Source organism: Vibrio japonicus, from assembly GCF_024582835.1.
GTDB classification, from domain to species: Bacteria; Pseudomonadota; Gammaproteobacteria; order Enterobacterales; family Vibrionaceae; genus Vibrio; species Vibrio japonicus.
On record NZ_CP102096.1, the window covers coordinates 1,815,510 to 1,834,464 of the forward strand.

Here is an 18,955-nt window from a genome sequence, read left to right on the forward strand (position 1 = left end):
ACCGATTAGTGACCTTCAAACTCGCAGATGCTGTATACGTCAAGCCCTAGGTTCTCAAGACGTTTGTCACCACCGATTTCAGGAAGGTTAATCACAAAAGCTGCGTGCTCTACAACACCACCCAACGAACGAATCAACTTCGCGGTAGCTTCTATCGTACCGCCAGTGGCTAGAAGGTCGTCAACCACCAACACTTTGTCGCCTTCATTGATGGCATCTACATGGATTTCCAGTGTATCCATGCCGTACTCTAGCTCATAGGTTTGAGCGATAGTCTTACGTGGCAATTTGCCCGGCTTACGTACTGGAACAAAACCCACACCCAGTTCTAGCGCAAGCGGTGCACCAAAAAGAAAACCACGTGCTTCAGTACCAACCACTTTGGTAAAGCCCATCTCTTTGTACTTAGAAACCAACAGTTGAATTGTTGCTTGGTAAGCCTCTGCATTTTCCATCAAGCTGGTCACGTCACGGAAAAGAATACCTGGTTTCGGATAATCCTGAATGCTTTTGATGCTGGATTTGATCAAGGAGATTGTTTCAGTCGTCATAATTCTTTACTTGGGTAGGCTATGTTTGAATACTCTCCATATCGAGTGTTCAAGCCATAGCTATGGTTGTCGCACAACGTCACTTTCATCAGGCCCGCATATTGTTTCAAATATGCTGCCTAAAATCACTGCGCTTAAAATACAAACGCCCATACTTTGCTGGGCGCACTTATAGGCAATCTTAGTGATTTTCTGGCTGGTCAGCAAGGTGCTCTATCACAGGCAATCGAATAAACCAGCTCATTAGAATGATTAGCATCACCGCTAGCATAATCTTTAACCAAAGATGAGGAACAACCCAGATAGAAAAAGCAAAGCTGGCGACCATACACAACGCGCCCCGCTTTTTGACCTTACTGGTCACTGCACGATGGCGATGCCAATTATCAAGTATTGGGCCAAAGGTCTGATGTTGGTGCAGCCAGTTATGGAATGTCGGACTGCTTCGCATAAAACATGCGCTAGCGAGAATGATAAAGGGAGTGGTGGGAAGAATAGGTAAAAATATGCCCAGAAAACCCAGGCACAAACTTACGCTACCAACAATATTTAAACCAATTTTACGTATACTGATGGCGCGCTCCGATCTCTTTTAGTAGCCCGCATAGCCATTTAACACGCGAATCCAAGTGAGAGTCGCTGGGAGTGTTGGGATCAAAAGGGCTGCAATAAATCCAAAAAAGTACAAAATATTATATGGTTCTTTAAAGTCTTGGTCTGCCATGGATTAACTTCTCTAATGTAGGTGACGATTTATCAACCCAAGGTTAATCATCAGTTAACACTTTGGGTCATTTTTGTTTGGGCAAACTATACATTATTCGCCCAGCCACAAACACCGACTAAGAGAAGGGTTATTAATCCAAAGGACTCAAAAAAGGTAGCGACTTATGCGCTACCCCCTCGATATATATCCAAGCTAAAACTGCACGTCCCAAGACGATTGAATTTCAACTGGCAGGCGCCATCGATCGGTAGCTCCTCAATGAAATTTTTCACACAACTATCGCCCAAAAGGACGCTAGGTTGGAGGTGTTTAGATTCTTGACCATTGGCACACAAACACTCTAACCCCGCAGGCAAAATAGACAACATTCCCGAAGAGAGATCAGCCACACCAAATATCGCTTTCACCGGCTGAGCACCACGGTAGCATTTCATGCCCTTTTCTATTAGATAAGCGAGGTCTTTCAAGTCCGCATTAAAGCATTTTAAGTTACGCAAATAATCATGGAACAATGCCCTAATAAGCAACGTGGTCGCCGCGCCGTTGTTGTCTTCGGTCGCAGAATCTACGATATAAAAAGCAAACTGACCATTCATTATCCAAGCGTAATCGAATACGACGGGCATCACTTCAGCCGATTGCAAAAGTTTGTAACTGCATCGCCAGTCACCTTGTTGGGTGTCCCGGTCAGGCAATAGCGCATGGAGCAAATCTTTAGCAGCGCTACGATTTTCTTGTAAAAATTTTAGATGCCAGTGAAGCTCTTGTTCTTCTGGAACATCACCGCTGTCTACTCTGAACCATTGGCTCGAAAAGTCCCTTTGGTCGCTCAAATGATTGTCTGTGTCATCCAAGGTACTTTCTATCGAGCATATTAAATGTTTATGATTACTGATTGGTTTAGGCAAGAAGTCTTTGATACCAAATTTCAACGCATTCGCCACATCAGACATATCCTCTGTAGCTGACACCACAATAAGCGGCATTGAGGGATACTCAAGACTCACTTCCTCAACAAATTCAATACCATCAAGCACAGGCATGGAAAGATCGCACATGATTAAGTCTGGCTCGACTTCTCTCAACTTGCGCAATCCGTCTAACCCATCTTCGGCTTCAACGACCTTATACCCTTGAGAATTTAAATAACCAGATGTGATACGACGAAAAACCGGGTCGTCGTCAACTAGCATGATAAGTTTGTCACCCGGAGCAAAGTTTGGCACTTCGCTGGGAAACGCTTCGACTGACTTGTACATAAACTGATGCCTCACACAATACTTAACGTACAGCTTGTTTTTTGTTGTTATTGATTTGCTAAAACGCTCCTTAAAAAGTAGTCCCAAAAGGCCATTTCTACAAATTTAGGCCTTTTCACACCAGTTGCATACTATCTGTGTGGAATATCAATTTTCTCTAAACTAGTTGATATGGAGCAAACTTTGGCGTTTGATATAGCTATAAATTAATCGAATTCGTAAAAAAATGTGTCCAATAGAATGAAATTAGATGATCTCAACTTGTTTAGGCTTGTGGTCGAAAGCGGAAGCTACACTGCAGCTTCCAGAAAGAATATGATTCCTGTTGCAACGATTACAAGACGTATACAGGCACTAGAAGACTCACTCAACCTCCGATTGCTTAATCGACATGCGCGTAAACTTTCTCTAACAGAAGCAGGAGAGCGTTTTTACAATGAATGCTCCCCACTCTTGGATCGTCTAACCTCGACAGCGGAAGAAATTTCTGACGAGTGCCGTGGCGCTGCAGGTAAAATACGCATTACTGCCCCATCAAACCTAACAAAAAGAATGATGATGCCGATGTTCAATGGATTTATGAAAGCCTATCCTGACATCAACATCGTTTTGACCACCAGCAACCTTTCGGAGCAATTTGATCCAACAGAATGGGACGTCATTTTCCGTGTCGGCCCTCAGCGCGACTCTAGTTTGATCGCACGTAAAATTAGCTCCGTTGAAGACATTCTGGTGGCAAGCCCCAGCTATCTAAAATCAAACCCTGAACCTAAACACGCAGAAGAGCTTCATCAGCACTCTTTGTTGAAAGGCGCTCCGCTTCTCAAATGGCAGCTTGCTAACCAAAATGGTGAACACGTTATCAATAACGACAACGGCCGTTTTCGAGCCAACGCTTTGAATGTAATACGAAGTGCTTGCTCTGATGGATTAGGCATTGCCCTTATGCCAGATGTCATGATCCGAGAATACATTGAGGACGGCAGCTTAGTACGAGTTTTAGATGATTGGAGCGCCAACCCGCGTGATATCTACATGCTATATAACCACAAAGATCACTTACCAGAAAAAGTACGATTGTTTATTGATTTTGTGATCGCGTATCACATTATCTAATACGAAAAGAGCTTGGCGTAAAAAGCCAAGCTCTTTGTCATTTATGCCGCCAAAAAATGCCCAGTCTCTTTTGTCCAGATTGGATTGTAATTTGGCTTAACACTTACAGATATTCTACAAATTTACTGAGATCACGCTCTGGTACTTTCATCGGTGTGCATCCCGGTGTCCCTAAGTATAGGAAACCAACGATCTCATCGTCCCCTTCGAGACCAAATGCCTTATGAACTTCTTCATGGAACATCCACTTACCAGAACGCCAAAAACCTTGAAAACCCTGAGCAACTGCCGCCATCTGCATCGCTTGAACAGCACAACCTGCCGACAAGTGCTGCTCTAACGCGGGTACTTTTTCGTGTTGAGTCACTTTAGCAATCACAGTAATGACCATAGGGGCACGAAAAGGCGCATTTTTCACTTTCTCTACAACTGCATCTTCACTGTTATCCGCAACTGCCGCTTTTACGAGAATATCAGAGAGTTTATTCAGCCCTTCTCCCTGAGAAATAACAAATCTCCAGGGAGTCAGACCAGCATGATCTGGTGCTCTTAAGCCCGCTTTAATAATGTTTTCCAACGCCGCACCTTCTGGCGCTGGGGCAGCAAGTTTCGCGATTGAACGACGGTTGAGCAATAGATCTAAAGCGTCCATTTAAAATCCTTCCGATTCTGATTTTTTCAATATTTTCTTGATAATAACTCTCAATAAAAAAAAAGGCGAACGTTACCGCTCGCCTTAGTGGAGTCTATAGAGACTATTCGTAAAATGGTTGCTCTAGCCCTGCTCTCGTTAATAGACCATCACATGGTGCAAATCGATCGCCATATTTTTGAGCGTGTTCATTCATAATTTCGACCAGTTTCTTAATGCCGATTTGATCCATATATCGGAATGGACCACCTAAAAACGGAGGGAAACCAATCCCAAATATTGCACCGATATCACCATCACGAGGGCTACGGATGATACCTTCATCCAAACAACGAACCGCTTCATTCAGCATTGGTAATACACAACGCATAGCGATGTCTTTTTCTGGCAGCTTAGATTCCGGATTGAGACTCAGCAGTTTGTAAACTGACTTATCCACCTCTTTCTTCTTACCTTTATAGGTATAGAATCCTTTACCACTCTTACGGCCTTTTCGATCATCATTCAGAAGCGTGTCAAACACATCTGGTCCTTTAAATCGCTCTCCTAGCTCGTCCACAAGAATCGGCATAATCTTCGCGCCAATATCGACACCTACTTCGTCAAGCAGTGTAATCGGCCCCACAGGGAAGCCAAAGTTCAGCAATGCTTTATCAAGTTGTTCGATAGGCTCGCCAGACATAAGAATCTGCGCAGCTTCATTCATGTACGGAGCAAGAATTCTATTGACGTAAAATCCCGCGCAGTCTTTCACCACAATCGGCGTTTTGCCTTGTTTGCGTGCAAACTCTACAACCGTAGAAATGGTTTCTTCAGAGGTTCCTTCATGAGGAATCACTTCAACAAGTGGCATTTTTTCAACGGGGCTGAAGTAATGCAGACCGACAACATTTTCCGGGCGCTTTGCGTTCTCTGCGATTTGATGGATAGGAAGAGAAGAGGTATTGGTAGCAAAGATGGTTGATTCTTTGGCGTTTTCTTCAACATCCTTAACCATCTGTTGCTTCAGGCTAAGATCTTCAAACACGGCCTCAACAACAACGTCGGTTTGGTTAAAGCACGTAAAATCAGTCCCACCCGACAATTGCAACATTTTGGCTTGCACTTGAGCTTTTGACAGAATACGACGCTTACGCTGAGTTTCGAATAGCTTGTAGTTGTATTTTAATGCATTCAATACGCCGTCATTTGACACATCTTTAATTCGAACCGGTACTTTGGCTTTTGCAACACTTACATGGCTGATCCCTGCGCCCATCAATCCTCCACCTAGCACTGCTGCTCGCTCTACCTTATTCGGTTTCGCGTCACCACCATGCTCTTTTTTCATTTCAGTCGTGGCAAAGAAAATCGATCGCAGCGCCTTGGATTCAGGTGTCATGACTAATTCACCGAAACGCTCGGCTTCTTTCTTCTGCCCTTCTTCAAAGCCATGTTCTAAACCAAAGCGAATCACCTCTAAGATCGCATCCGCAGCCGGATAGTTTCCACGCGTTTTCTCTTGGGTCTTTTTCGCTGCCTGCTCAAAAATGACTTTTCTGCCTAAGCCCGTATTCGCCATCAGCTTCTCTTTGGCAGAAGATTTGCGCTCAGTTTTCTTTTTGCCAGCATTGTTTTCAACAAAGCTCTTCGCGACTTCAAGTAGGATGGTTTCAGGGACAGCGGCATCTACAACACCGAGCTTTTTGGCTTTTTGAGCACGCAACTGCTTTCCGGTTAGAATGATATCTAATGATGGAAGCAAACCAATTAAGCGAGGCAGTCGCTGAGTACCCCCCGAACCAGGCAACAGACCAAGCTGCACTTCAGGCAAACCGAGACGCGTTTTATCTGAATCAGTACACACGCGATAATCACACGCCAGCGCAAGCTCTAAACCACCACCCAAACATGGGCCGTGAATAGCCGCTACAACAGGATAAGGTAATGTAGAGAGCTGTTTGAACATCTGCTGACCTTTTTCAGCCAACGCTTGAGCTTCTGCCGCCGTTGTACAAGCTTCCAGCATCCGTACATCTGCACCCGCAACAAAATTGTCAGGCTTAAGAGAATGAAGAATCAAACCTTTAACAGACGCTTTTTGTTCTTCTAGCTGAGTGAACACCTCTTCCATCTCTTGGGCAAAAGCCGCTTGAAGTGTGTTCATCTTCTCACCCGGGACATCAATCGACAACCAAGCGATGCTTTGCTCATCAATGCTTAAATTAAATGCTTTTTGTTCGCTCATTACTCAACCTCCAGAACCATTGCAGCACCCAACCCGCCTGCAGCACACGCCGTGTTTAGCGCTAAACCGCCACCGCGGCGCTGCAATTCTCGTAGCGTTTGTGTGATCATTCGTGCACCTGTCGCCGCAAATGGGTGACCATACGCAATGGAGCCGCCCAGTACGTTGAATTTATCCATATCAATTTCACCGATGGCTTTTGAGCGGCCAAGGTGGTCTTGAGCGAACTTATCGCTTGCGAACATCTTCACGTTAGATAGAGCTTGAGCGGCAAACGCTTCATGCATATCGATTAATGTTAAATCCGACAACTCAATACCCGCACGTTCAAGCGCCACTGGTGTGGCATAGGAAGGCCCCATGAGCATGTCTTTTTCAACACCGATGGCAGAAAACGCGTAAGAGCGGATGTAACCTAAAATATCCAGACCGAGTTCTTTCGCTCTACCTTCTCGCATCAACATAATCGCGGCTGCACCGTCGGTCAAAGGTGTGCTATTTGCTGCTGTCACACTGCCATATTGACGATCAAAGGCTGGCCTCAGCTTTGCGTAACCTTCCAGTGTGGAGTCGTGTCTGATGTTGTTGTCTTGCGAAATCCATTGTTTATACGGCTCAGGAAACGCAGTCATCACCTCACCTTCTATTTTTCCGTCTTTCCATGCTTTTGCAGCAAGCGTGTGAGATCGGTGAGCCAGCGCATCTTGCTCTTGTCGACTAATGCCGTGGGATTTTGCCATTTGCTCAGCTGTTTGACCCATAGACAAACCTGTCGAGTATTCCGCAACCGCTGGCGGCACTGGCATAAGGTCTTTCAATGAAAGATTCTTGAGTATTTTTAACTTTTGCCCGACGGTTTTTGTCTTGCTTAAAGCAAGTAAATTAGAAGCCAGTTTTTTGGAAACACCAATAGGCAATACCGAAGATGAATCTGCCCCACCAGCAATACCAATATCGATCGTGCCCGACATGATGCTTTCAGCAATGTTCACGGCTGACTGAAAACTCGTCGCGCAAGCTCGGGAAACGCTGTACGCGTCAGTATGAATATTCATACCCGTACCCAGAACAATTTCACGTGCGATGTTGGGTGCTTCAGGCATCTGCACAACCTGACCAAATACCACTTGATCAATCAACTTAGGATCGATGTCAGTCCGTGCCATCAACTCGCTCACCACCATTTTGCCTAAATCAACCGCTGGCACCTGACTAAACTCGGTACTCTGACGTGCAAAGGGGGTGCGCAAACCAGCAACTATCGCAACACGCTCTCCAGAGCGAGTTTTCAATTCCTGTCTGCCCATTGTTTCTCCTTGGATTAATAAGAGGTCTGACCACACATTGTAACGAGATTGTTAACTCAATCAAACTGTCGTTTAAATAAACGTGATTTAGAATCGAAAAGAGTAGTGAATCGTATTGATTAGAAACACTCTAAACTGAGGATGATCAGACGATATTAGATATACTAGGTGGGAAATACCGGTAAGACTTCAATATTGAGCTCGTTTATTTAAGCAAAAAAAAACCACACAGAACTGTGTGGTCGGAATATATAAAGCAATTAACTTACGCCAATTGAAATAATCAGTTTCCTGATTAGGAGAAAGTAAAGTCAGCCTTCAAAAGGAAGTGTCATCTTGCTCAACACGCCGGTGATCCCGACTAGATGACAGGTGCTACTATAACCTCTGCGTTACATTGGATTTTGAATTAGATCAATTTTTGGTGAGTTTCTGGCCACTATTCGCATATATCTAAAATTAATTGTGAGTACGGCTTACTTTGAGCGCATCATTTTGCTTCACCGTTTCTCAATTCGTTCCTAAAAAGTAAGCTCACTGGTCGACTTACAAACGAACTATAGCGGTTTTAAATTGAACACAGTCATCAACCACAGAGCGGTAGGGAGGCTCTTGTGTCAATAATTAACTTCTTTGGAAAGAAAAAGTCTCCACCTCCGGTCAACTCGGATATGGACAAGCAAAGAAAATATGAAGCTCTGGTTAGAGCGTATCACCGAGACTTGTATCGATATGCCTATTGGCTATGTAAAGATCCCACTATTTCAGAGGACCTCGTACAAGAAACTTGCTTAAGGGCATGGAAATCTCTCGATAGTCTTCAGGATGAGAAAGCGGCAAAGTCGTGGTTAATCACGATTCTAAGACGTGAAAACGCACGCCGTTTTGAGCGTAAGCAACTGGACTTAGTGGATATTGATGATTTTGGCAACGAAGCCAAAGTCAGTGACGACCCACATCATCAAAGTGAGTGGATTCAGGCGCAAATTATGAAACTTGATGTGGAATATCGAGAACCCTTGTTTCTTCAGGTTGTCGCCGGTTTTAGCGGTGAAGAAATCAGTGACATTTTAGGGCTCAACAAAAATACGGTGATGACTCGTTTGTTCAGAGCACGCAATCAGATTAAAGAGCTTATTGACCCAGAAAACACGCGTAGGGGGAAGCAAAATGGATGATTTAGAATTTCGTCGTCGCATTATGTCCGATCCGAAATATAGAGACAGTAAACTCACCGCTGCGATTAAAGAAAGCGAAACCAACAGCAAGTTTGCCGATGAAATTTTAGATCTGGATAGTAAAATCGCGAAAGCTATGTCCGTAGATGTGCCAGTCGATCTTGCCGACCGTATTCTGTTCAATCAATCGTCCGCAGAGAAAGAAGACAAGATTGTGCGCCCCAACTTCGCGAAACGAGCCATGGCAATGGCCGCGTCCGTTGCATTTGTTGTCGGGTTACTGGTTGGTCAAGTCAATTGGGGGAACTTAATCGTCCCTCCTGCTCAAGCAAACATTGCAGATACCGCAATCAAGCATGTTCTCGATGAGAAACCGTTTGTTGATAAACTTGATGAACAAGTTCAGTCATCGCAAATTAATGCGAAAATGATCCCTTTCGCTTACCAACTCAGTGAACGCTTCCCCTATCACGTTTACTATCTCAACCATTGTGGTTTTGGTAAATCAAATGCACTTCACATGGTGTTCCAAGGGGAAGTAGGTAAAGTGACACTCTTTTTAGCTGGCGTTGCCTCTGCAAAGGCTGAAGATTTCGTACAAGATGAAATGTCTGGAGTTATCGAACCTATTGGTAATACCAGTATGATTCTTGTCGGAGACAAAGGCGAAAACGTATCAAAAATCGCGGATCAGATAGTCAAAATCATCAAACCCATGATTTAACAAAACAATAACATTTTGTGATCAACCTCAAGGCTTGAACCATCGTTTCAAGCCTTATTTTTTGCCATCTTTTAGAGTTACAACTCTAAATAGATGCATTTTGCCGTATTTTCCTGCCAGATAAGCATCATTTCCTTAATTTTATCGCCCTGATTGGCAATGGTCGGATTTGTATATTTTATACTAGAGTCTAGTATCAGCCACCACTGAGCTTTTGCTCAAATATATCGCCCAACTAGAGGCGAAGAAATAAGGATAAAGCAAGAATGAACAACTCGCGTCTGTTTAAAAAATCACTTTTAGCAGTGACTATCGCAACCGCATCTATAGCTTCTCAGCAAGCAGTAGCTGCAGGTTTCCAACTTAACGCTCAATCTGCAACAGGTATCGGCCGCGCATTCGCCGGTGATGCTGTAATCGCAGACAACGCATCTGTCATGGCGCGTAACCCAGCGGCAATGACTTTATTTGATAAAACTGAGCTATCGCTTGGTTTTGAAAGCATTACTTCAATAATTGAAGTAAAAGATGTTACATATAGAAGTGGCGTTGCTGGCTCTGTTGAAGTTAAAGACACTGACGATGTCGGTGACACTTCTATCGCACCAAACATCCATCTAATTGTGCCTGTAAACGATAAATTTGTTTGGGGTGTAAATGCATACTCAAACTTCGGTACTAAAACTCAATTCTCAGATGAGTATGCGGCAGCAGAGTTTGGTGGGTTGACCGACGTAAAGAGTTTTAACTTTGGTGTGGCCGGAGCATTTCGTTTAGATGATCAGTGGAGCGTTGGTGCAGGCTTAGACCTCATTTATGGGCAAGGCACAATGAAACGAATCGCTGGTGATGGCTTCCCAGCTACACCTATGCCGATCTCGCCTTCTACAGTAATCCCTCCTTCTGGCACAGCACTGCTAGATGTTAATAAAGCAGATGGTTGGGCTATAGGCTTTAATGTAGGTACCGTTTACGAACTTGATGCAAACAACCGTTTCGGTCTAGCCTACCGATACAGCCCAGAATTTGAAGCAGAAGATGATCACGGGCAAAAGATCACTCTTCCTCTACCTGACATTGCAGAATTTTCAGGTTTTCACAAAATTGAAAACACCAAATTTGCTGTTCATTACAGCGTACAATGGATTGGTTGGAGCGCATTCGACAAAATTGACTTTGAAAACTTAGATGCAACTAAGTCTACAATTGCAGCACAACAAGCGAAAAATGGTGTATATGAGAAACAATACCAATGGCAAGACGGCTGGCACTATGCTATTGGTGGTACTTATTACCTAAATAGTGATTGGACATTAAGAACTGGATACATGTACGATACCAGTGCTCAAGACTCTGTTACTTCAATCTCTGTACCGGATTCTGATCGCCAATGGCTGTCGGCAGGCTTCACTTATCACCTTGATCAAAGCTCAAATATAGACTTTGGCTTTACATACCTAATGGGTGATGACGTTAAAGTTAATGAGAAAACAAGCCTTACTGAGCTATCAGCTACCACTCACGCTGATGCTATCCTGCTCGGTCTTCAATACAGCCGCAGCTTCTAATTAAAAGCACTGTTTCATTATTTAAGGGTCGGCTTTATACCGACCCTTTTTATTTATCTGATAAAACTGTTAGCCAGTTACCTTACTTTGTTCTCTCATTTTGAGCTTACAGCTGTAATCACTTTTAGCGTTCCGACACTACAGATGTACGCTCAACTTTATATATAGAAATCATAGTTATAGTTATATTAACTAAACGTATCCAATATACAGAATAAAATTCCAAATTAGTTCAATGTATCGCTTTGCATTTTTAAAGTAATAACTCCAACCTTATGATCGTTCGACGAAATTTGACTAAGTTCAGCGAACATTACAATGAAAACAAATAAGACTCTCCTCTCTTTTGCAGTGGCTTGTGGTTTAGCCACTGTTTCTTCAACAGCTAGTGCAGCAGGCTTCCAACTAGCAGAATACTCAGCAACAGGGCTTGGCCGTGCGTACGCTGGTGAAGCCGCAATGGCAGACAACGCCAGCGCTCAATGGCGTAACCCAGCAATGCTTACCTACTTAGAAGGCACTCAAGTGTCTGTAGGTGCCATTTACGTTGATCCAAATCTGGACGTAGAAGGTAATGTCGACGGTTCTAAAGCACTAAACCCAAGACTGCCAAAGAGCCGCGCTGACTCTTCTGATTTTGCTAACGACGCGGTTATCCCTAACCTGTATGTATCACATCGCTACTCAGACCAACTAGCTATCGGCTTTGCTCTTGGCACAAACTACGGTATGGAAACGGAACTGGGTACAGGGTTTGCAGCCTCACACTTCGGAGATGAAGCGAGCATCATTACTAAAGAAGCGAACCTGAATCTCGCTTATCAAGTAGCGCCAACGGTTAGCGTAGGCGGCGGTATTCGTTATGTGGTCGGTGAAGGTAGCTTTGGCGCAACGGCACCAGCACTTAACAGCGCAGCACATCTGGGCCTAAAAGAAGGCACCACTTTAAAATACATGGAAGGCGATGATACCGCTTGGGGTTGGCAAGTAGGTACAGCTTGGCAAATCACTCAGAACCACCGTGTTGGTTTGAGCTACAAATCAGAAGTTGAGTTGGCTCTTTCTGGTGACGCGAAAATCCTCAACCCAAGCAATTTTCAAGTTCTAAATGATACCGGCTCAATGAACTTGGCGTTGCCTCAAACAGCCGAGTTGGCAAGCTTCCACCAGCTAACAGATCAACTAGCAATGCACATGAGCTTAAACTGGACGGACTGGAGTAGCTTTAAACAGCTGTACGCTGACTTAAATACCCTACCGTCGCAAACTGTAAAAGTTGAAAACTGGGAAGATAACTATCGTTTCGCAGTCGGTGCGACTTACCAAGTTGATTCTAAGCTGGCGGTACGCACAGGTGTTGCTTACGACACTTCTGCCGTAAGTGCTAAAAATCGCACAATCACGATTCCAGAAACTGACCGTACGTGGTTAAGCTTAGGCGCAAGCTATGACTTCACCAAGCAGTTCACTCTAGACGGCGGCTTTACTTACATCATCGCTAAAGATGCGCCAATTACTGAGTCTCGTGGCTATGCTTCAGACGATGCTGCACAAGCGGTGGGTGGTCAATTTGTTGGCCAAACAACTGGTCACGTGTGGCTAATCGGCGTACAAGCGAACTACCGTTTCTAATTTAGCTTTCACACACATGAAAAAGGCTTGGTCATCGCTGACCAAGCCTTTCTTTTATTATCCTGAGCTAGGGTTATTTAACCTCAGCTCGGGATAAGAAAGTCGACAAAGTTAAATAATTCAGTAGCTTTTAGTAATTCAAGAGTCAGTACTGCAATTTTAGATGCATAACAAGGCAAAATCACAAGTCAATAGCTTGCCTATTGCGTTGATTTTAACGCAGTTAGGCGCTAAAAGTGCGGTGCTGAATGGCTTAAATTATCCCGAGCTGAGGTTATTTAATACTCATCTAAATACTCATCCAGATACGCTTCTTCCTCTTCATCGTAATGGTCGTTTTCTATCTCTGCGTTGAAGTCTTGATGCTGAAGGTAAGCATCTCTGGTTAACGCATAAGGATCAGGAGAGTTATCTAACATAGATTCTTGCGGTACCAACGAGGCGCGCGTCTCAAGCCCTTCTAATGCCCATTTACCGAGTCCAGCCCAAATATTCAAATAAGAAAGTGGCGCATAGGTACTGTCAACAACATCGACGGATTCTCGTACCGTCCACGGACCATACCCCGGAACCATAACGTATGGACCATTACCTACCCCGTGATGACCGACTGCATCACTGAATGCTTTCTCATTGTGATCGGTAATACCTGCCGCAGATGCAATATCGATTAAGCCAAGCAAACCAAACGTAGAGTTAATCCAAAAACGGTTGAAATGGTCTAACGCTTTTGTGCCGTTACCCATTATAAGGTTGTTTACGATGCTCGATGGTTCATCCAGGTTACCCAGAAAGTTGGCAATACCTGTACGTATTGGTGACGGCGTATAGTCAACGTATGCGATAGCTGCAGGTCGAACAAGATATGGGTCAAGGTAATCGTAGTTTATTGTCCACATTGCTCTGTTAAAGCCTTCGAAAGGATCATTAACATCTGATTCCTCTACCACTGACACACCTTCCCCGTCCTCACTCTCCTGAGGGGTTCCCGCACAGCCTGACAACGCTAATACTGCCGCTATCAGTAGCCAGAACTGATATTTAATACTGTTTTTCATTATTGTTATTTCCATAAAAAAGGCCGGTAAAATACCGACCTTTGTTTTTCTTTTTGGCGGTTACTGATACTGATTATCAATGACAACCTGCACAGATTCACCCATTTTAACGACTTCGCTCTCGCCAAACCAGTCCCCTTCTTTAGTCGCCACATTTCCATCGCTGTCGATGCGAACTCTGACTAATAGAGACTCTAAAGAAGATAACTTACGTTCTGGAAGCATGCTATTTCCGTCATCCAATACGACAGTACGTGGCAAGGAGCCTACAGGGTATCGGGCGGCAGCAACAGGCATCGGCGCTCCATCTGCGGTGTGAATAGACACAATTAATGCAGCGTTTGGATCGGCTTTCACATTGTCTGAGACAGATATCGCTACCGACACTGATTTGCCTGTACCTACTTCTTGTCCCATTTGCTTCTGCGCATTCTCGATACTGCGACTGAGCATTTGATAACGACTGTCCTGCGGACCTATCATTTGCTGCATAATGCCCCAATAGCGAATGGCCGCTGGGTAGTCTTTGCGCTCAAAGGCGTCAAATGCAAGCAGAGAGAAAACTCGTAAATCAACGTAGTCATTCTTCACTAAATCACCGAGAATACGGCGAGCATTTTCCTGATCGACATCGTCTTGCGAAAGCATTAACGCTTGCGCATAGCCTAGCATCACATCAGAGTCTTTAGGCTCTAAACGATAAGCTTTTTTCATTGCACCAATGGCGGTATCCACATCACGATTCGCTAAAGCAATACGGCCAAGCAACAACCAGCCTGTGGAGTCTTCCGGCTCATAATGCAAACGCGTTCTTAACGCCAAGGTTAAGTCGCGCATTTCGTCATCGCTGAGTGCTGCACCTTCTGGGGACAGAAGCTTTTTAGATAGAGCAGGCAGATTCTCGGAAACTTGGTGCCACTCTTGAACATCTTCATACGCACCCAATTTTGCGTATAACCCGTACGAGATACCCGCAATGAGCAATACAGAAGGAATCAATACTGCAATCGGTGAGATCGAACTGTCCTTTTTACTTTTGCTCTCTGTAGGAATATCATCGAGCAACGACTGTTTCAAATCCTCAATAAGGTCTTGCTGGTTTTCTACCAGTCCCTCATCCGTTTCTTCTTCCAGTTCTGAAAGTCGGTCTTTATAAAACGCTTTGTTTAATTCGTCGCGTAATGCTTCATCGTTGTTCGCTTTTTGCCTATAGATTGGCAGAGCAAGCAAAACACAGCTGAAAACGATAAGAACAGCTGAAGCTACCCAAAATAGTGTCATTACTGCTTATCCTCATTATTCTTTTCATCCAGCAGTTCATTTAAACGTGCTTCTTTGTTTTTGTCCCAAGACTGCTCTTGCTGTGGCTGTGCTTTTTTGGTTCGGCTTCTTAAAATGATAAAACCAAAACCGAATACAACCACAAACAGTGGGCCTAACCATAAAACAGAAGTGACTGCTGTGAATGGAGGATTATAAGTAACAAAATTACCGTAGCGCGCAATCATGTAGTCGATGATCTCTTGCTTCGACTTACCTTGCTTGGTCATTTCATACACTTTTTGGCGAAGATCGACAGCAAGCTCAGCATTGGAATCCGCAATGGTATTGTTTTGACACTTTGGACAACGCAATGTATTGCCAAGCTCTTTGAACTGCTGCTCTTGTTCAAGCGTTTCAAATTCATAAACTTGAATTGCAGCTTGAGCCGCCATTGAAAGAGTCAGTGCAGCGAATAATGAAACAATTAACTTTTTCATCCTTTCACCTCTGCCAGCAACGCTTCATACATTGGCTTTAACTTTTCATTCCAGTTACGATCATTCACATCACCCACGTGGCGGTAGCGAATGACGCCATCAGCATCGATCAGGAACGTTTCTGGTGCACCGTAAACACCCAGATCTAACCCAAGCATGCCATCACCATCAAACAGACTAATCAGGTATGGGTTACCCAAATCATTCAGCCAGCCAACCGCTTTGGTACGTTCATCTTTGTAGTTCATACCAATGATTTTCACGCCTTCGCTTGCCAACTGATTTAAATATTGGTGCTCTGCGTAACAAGTTGGACACCATGTCGCCCAAACATTTAGCAACAGTGGCTCACCTTTGAAAATAGCCTGATCATAAAGCTTTCCAGGTTCTGCTAAGTCTTCTAGACGAAACTCAGGAACCGATTTTCCAACGAGCACCGATTCCAATTTCGTTGGATCATCACCATGAGAGTTTTTAACCAGCTGAGTGGCAAAGACTGCCACCAAGCCTAAAAATACAATCAGCGGAATAAATAGATGTTTCTTATTCATTATGCCTCCTGAGCTTTCGCACTTTTTCTGAAGCGGTATCGCTTATCACTAATCGCGATACATCCACCTAATGCCATAAGAAGCGCACCTGCCCAAATCCAGCGAACAAATGGTTTATGATAGATGCGGACTGCCCAAGACTTGTTGTCGTCTAAGCGTTCACCCATTGCGATATAAAGGTCACGCGTCACACCGCGGTCAATGGCGGCTTCTGTCATCATTGAACGTGCTGTATTGTAAAAACGCTTTTCTGCGTGCAACGTATTGATGTACTTACCATCACGCGTCACTTCAAAATCAGCGATGTAGCCGTCGTAGTTCGGGCCGTCTTTGTCGCGAAGACCTTTAAAGTAAAAATCGTAGCCTTGGATTTGATAATGCTCACCCGGCGCTAAACGAACATCTCTTTCAATGCTGTAGTTCTGCACCATCGCAATACCAATCACGGCAACAGCCAAACCGATGTGACCGAACATCATCGCCCAGTGACTGCGTTGCAGCTTTTTGATGCCGACAGAAAAACGATGACGGTGAGTAGCTCGCTCGTAGAGTTCGAACCCATGCATAAAGATGATCCAAAGCGCCATCACCCACCCTAAATACGCCATAAACTGGAAGTATTCCGAGAACGCAACAACAAACACGCCACCCAGTGCAAGCGATGCCACACCAGAGACAAGCATTGGTTTCTTCAACCCTGATAGATCGTCTTTCTTCCAACGAATTAGAGGACCAATGCCCAAAAAGAACGAGAAAGGAATCATCAGCCAAGCGAACAGCATGTCAAAGAATGGCGCACCAATCGACACAGAGCCCAAGCCAATCTGTTTATGAACCAGCGGAAGTAGAGTACCCACAAGCACCACAACCAGAGCCGCGATCAACAATACATTGTTCACCAGCAGCGCGTTTTCACGTGACGCCAACGCAAAGTTACCGCGAACACGTACTGAAGCACCTTTAAGCGCAAACAATAGTAATGAGCCACCGATAACAAACACAAGGAAGCCAAGAATGAACATCCCGCGTGATGGGTCAGAAGCAAAGGCATGAACGGAGACTAGAATGCCCGAACGCACCAAGAATGTACCCAGCAAACTGAGTGAGAACGCTGAGATTGCTAACAATACTGTCCAAGCTTTAAATGTACCGCGCTTTTCCGTCACTGCCAGTGAGTGCATCAGAGCTGTACCTGCCAACCATGGCATGAAGGATGCGTTTTCTACTGGATCCCAGAACCACCAGCCGCCCCAGCCAAGTTCGTAGTACGCCCACCAAGAACCTAGTGCAATACCTAATGTCAAAAATAGCCACGCTGCTGTCGTCCATGGGCGAGACCAACGTGCCCATGCCGTATCTAAACGACCTGTCATTAAAGACGCAATCGCAAACGAGAATGCAACTGAGAAACCCACGTAGCCCATATACAGCATAGGCGGGTGAATGATCAGACCCGGATCTTGAAGAAGCGGGTTCAGGTCACGACCATCAACAGGGAAAAACGGAAGCGTACGCAAGAACGGGTTGGATGTCACAATGATAAACAGCAAGAAGCCGACACTGATCATACCCATCACCGCTAAAACGCGAGCAACAGACTCTTGCGGCATACCACGACTAAATGTCGCCACTGCGATTGTCCACGCGGCTTGAATCAACACCCACAGAAGGAGTGAACCTTCGTGCGCACCCCATACCGCCGTTAGTCGATAGTACCAAGGTAACTGGCTGTTAGAGTTAGATGCGACGTAATTAAGGGTGAAGTCGTTGGTATAGAACGCCCAAAGTAGCGCGCAAAAAGAGATAAAAAGTAACAAGAACATCCCCCAAGACAACGGCCTTGCGGTGTTCATTAACATTGTATTGTTTCTTGATGCCCCTACTAATGGCAGTATGCTTAATAGCACTGCCATTGCTAAGGATACAATCAGCGCGAAATGACCAATTTCAGCAATCATTGACCGCTTCCTTGTTTTTGTTGTTCTGAGTATTGAAGTGGTTGATGGTTCTTCTGCATTGCTTCAGCGATTTCTGGCGGCATGTACTCTTCATCGTGCTTAGCTAACACTTCAAAAGCTTCGATCGTGCGCGCATCCTTCAAAACACCTTGCGCGACAATACCCTGTCCTTCACGGAACAAATCTGGAAGAATACCATCGTATAGAACCGTTACTTTCGGTCCTACATCATGTAACTCGAAAGAAACTCTTAGCGACTCTGGATCACGCTTAACCGAATCCACAACAACCATACCGCCAATACGTAAACGCTGGCCGACTTCTGGTTTAGTACCATCATCTTTCCCGTTAACCAGTTCAGTCGGCGTATAAAACAAATCCATATTCTGATTCAACGCATATAGCATTAGCCCTATCGTCGTGCTGATACCGATAAAGATCGCAAGAACAATGCCGAGCCTTTTTTTACGTCTTGGGTTCATAGTGTGTTCTCCAAATTCTTAGCTGCTTCAATTCGTGCTTGCCTATCGATTTTTGATTGCACTTCTTTTAGTAACGTGTCGCCTCGTTTCACGCTCACATAAAGTAGTATCAATAGAGACAAGAATGTAATGCCAAAAGCACTCCAAACATAACTGGCGTATCCGCCCATAGCGAAAAAGTCGTTCAAAGATTCAAAATGCATAA

At 44.6% G+C, this 18,955-nt stretch carries 18 protein-coding genes; 5 read left to right on the plus strand and 13 right to left on the minus strand.

The genetic code is table 11. The annotated features are described in order from the left end of the window. Positions 1-5 precede the first annotated feature (5 nt). From apt to NP165_RS08600, 3 genes are all read right to left on the minus strand, one after another. Entirely contained in the window at positions 6-551 is a 546-nt protein-coding gene (gene apt, locus NP165_RS08590; protein WP_257083563.1) for an adenine phosphoribosyltransferase, read from the minus strand. 181 nt (positions 552-732) lie between these two features. Next, complete coding sequence (locus NP165_RS08595; protein WP_371133713.1) at positions 733-1,125, minus strand: YbaN family protein; 393 nt, start codon at positions 1,123-1,125, stop codon at positions 733-735. Positions 1,126-1,439: 314 nt separating this feature from the next. Continuing rightward, a complete protein-coding gene (locus tag NP165_RS08600; protein ID WP_257083564.1) occupies positions 1,440-2,537 on the minus strand; it encodes a response regulator in 1,098 nt (365 codons plus the stop codon). A gap of 240 nt (positions 2,538-2,777) precedes the next feature. Between NP165_RS08600 and NP165_RS08605 the strand changes: the two genes are divergently transcribed. Further along, positions 2,778-3,653: a LysR family transcriptional regulator gene (locus NP165_RS08605; protein WP_257083565.1), complete on the plus strand. Its 876-nt coding sequence runs from the start codon at positions 2,778-2,780 to the stop codon at positions 3,651-3,653. Positions 3,654-3,756: 103 nt separating this feature from the next. On the opposite strand, the gene NP165_RS08610 is transcribed toward NP165_RS08605, so the two are convergent. The 3 genes from NP165_RS08610 to fadI all read right to left on the minus strand — a co-directional run bounded on the left by NP165_RS08610 (position 3,757) and on the right by fadI (position 7,839). After that, positions 3,757-4,305, minus strand: a complete 549-nt coding sequence (locus tag NP165_RS08610; RefSeq protein ID WP_257083566.1) for an NAD(P)H nitroreductase — start codon at positions 4,303-4,305, stop codon at positions 3,757-3,759. 103 nt (positions 4,306-4,408) lie between these two features. Beyond that, positions 4,409-6,532 carry a fatty acid oxidation complex subunit alpha FadJ gene (gene fadJ / locus NP165_RS08615; protein WP_257083567.1) on the minus strand — a complete coding sequence of 708 codons (2,124 nt, stop codon included), beginning with the start codon at positions 6,530-6,532 and terminating at the stop codon, positions 4,409-4,411. Then, on the minus strand, positions 6,532-7,839 hold the full coding sequence (gene fadI, locus NP165_RS08620) for an acetyl-CoA C-acyltransferase FadI (protein ID WP_257083568.1): 1,308 nt from the start codon (positions 7,837-7,839) through the stop codon (positions 6,532-6,534). Before fadI ends, fadJ begins: the two co-directional genes overlap by 1 nt. Before the next feature lie 671 nt (positions 7,840-8,510). Between fadI and NP165_RS08625 the strand changes: the two genes are divergently transcribed. The 4 genes from NP165_RS08625 to NP165_RS08640 all read left to right on the plus strand — a co-directional run bounded on the left by NP165_RS08625 (position 8,511) and on the right by NP165_RS08640 (position 12,941). Then, positions 8,511-9,017 (plus strand): sigma-70 family RNA polymerase sigma factor, encoded by a 507-nt coding sequence (locus NP165_RS08625; protein WP_257085571.1) that lies wholly within the window; start codon positions 8,511-8,513, stop codon positions 9,015-9,017. Then, positions 9,010-9,741, plus strand: coding sequence for a DUF3379 domain-containing protein (locus NP165_RS08630; RefSeq protein ID WP_257083569.1), 732 nt, complete (start codon positions 9,010-9,012; stop codon positions 9,739-9,741). The genes NP165_RS08625 and NP165_RS08630 overlap by 8 nt, the downstream gene beginning before the upstream one ends. 266 nt (positions 9,742-10,007) lie before the next feature. Further along, positions 10,008-11,309, plus strand: coding sequence for an outer membrane protein transport protein (locus NP165_RS08635; protein WP_257083570.1), 1,302 nt, complete (start codon positions 10,008-10,010; stop codon positions 11,307-11,309). Between the two features lie 318 nt (positions 11,310-11,627). Further along, positions 11,628-12,941: an outer membrane protein transport protein gene (locus NP165_RS08640; RefSeq protein ID WP_257083571.1), complete on the plus strand. Its 1,314-nt coding sequence runs from the start codon at positions 11,628-11,630 to the stop codon at positions 12,939-12,941. Positions 12,942-13,219: 278 nt separating this feature from the next. Here the strand turns inward: NP165_RS08640 and NP165_RS08645 are convergent, their stop codons facing one another. The 7 genes from NP165_RS08645 to ccmD are packed head-to-tail and all read right to left on the minus strand — an operon-like array spanning position 13,220 to position 18,953. Beyond that, on the minus strand, positions 13,220-13,999 hold the full coding sequence (locus NP165_RS08645; RefSeq protein ID WP_257083572.1) for an MlaA family lipoprotein: 780 nt from the start codon (positions 13,997-13,999) through the stop codon (positions 13,220-13,222). Positions 14,000-14,059: 60 nt separating this feature from the next. After that, complete coding sequence (gene ccmI / locus NP165_RS08650) at positions 14,060-15,280, minus strand: c-type cytochrome biogenesis protein CcmI (RefSeq protein ID WP_257083573.1); 1,221 nt, start codon at positions 15,278-15,280, stop codon at positions 14,060-14,062. Continuing rightward, positions 15,280-15,759 (minus strand): cytochrome c-type biogenesis protein, encoded by a 480-nt coding sequence (locus NP165_RS08655; protein ID WP_257083574.1) that lies wholly within the window; start codon positions 15,757-15,759, stop codon positions 15,280-15,282. The genes ccmI and NP165_RS08655 overlap by 1 nt, the downstream gene beginning before the upstream one ends. After that, positions 15,756-16,310 carry a DsbE family thiol:disulfide interchange protein gene (locus NP165_RS08660; RefSeq protein WP_257083575.1) on the minus strand — a complete coding sequence of 185 codons (555 nt, stop codon included), beginning with the start codon at positions 16,308-16,310 and terminating at the stop codon, positions 15,756-15,758. Before NP165_RS08660 ends, NP165_RS08655 begins: the two co-directional genes overlap by 4 nt. Next, positions 16,310-18,268: a heme lyase CcmF/NrfE family subunit gene (locus NP165_RS08665; RefSeq protein ID WP_257083576.1), complete on the minus strand. Its 1,959-nt coding sequence runs from the start codon at positions 18,266-18,268 to the stop codon at positions 16,310-16,312. The genes NP165_RS08660 and NP165_RS08665 overlap by 1 nt, the downstream gene beginning before the upstream one ends. Beyond that, the gene (ccmE, locus tag NP165_RS08670; protein ID WP_257083577.1) at positions 18,265-18,750 is read right to left on the minus strand and encodes a cytochrome c maturation protein CcmE; all 486 of its coding nucleotides are present in this window, start codon (positions 18,748-18,750) and stop codon (positions 18,265-18,267) included. Before ccmE ends, NP165_RS08665 begins: the two co-directional genes overlap by 4 nt. Continuing rightward, a complete protein-coding gene (gene ccmD, locus NP165_RS08675; protein WP_257083578.1) occupies positions 18,747-18,953 on the minus strand; it encodes a heme exporter protein CcmD in 207 nt (68 codons plus the stop codon). The genes ccmE and ccmD overlap by 4 nt, the downstream gene beginning before the upstream one ends. Positions 18,954-18,955: the final 2 nt, after the last annotated feature.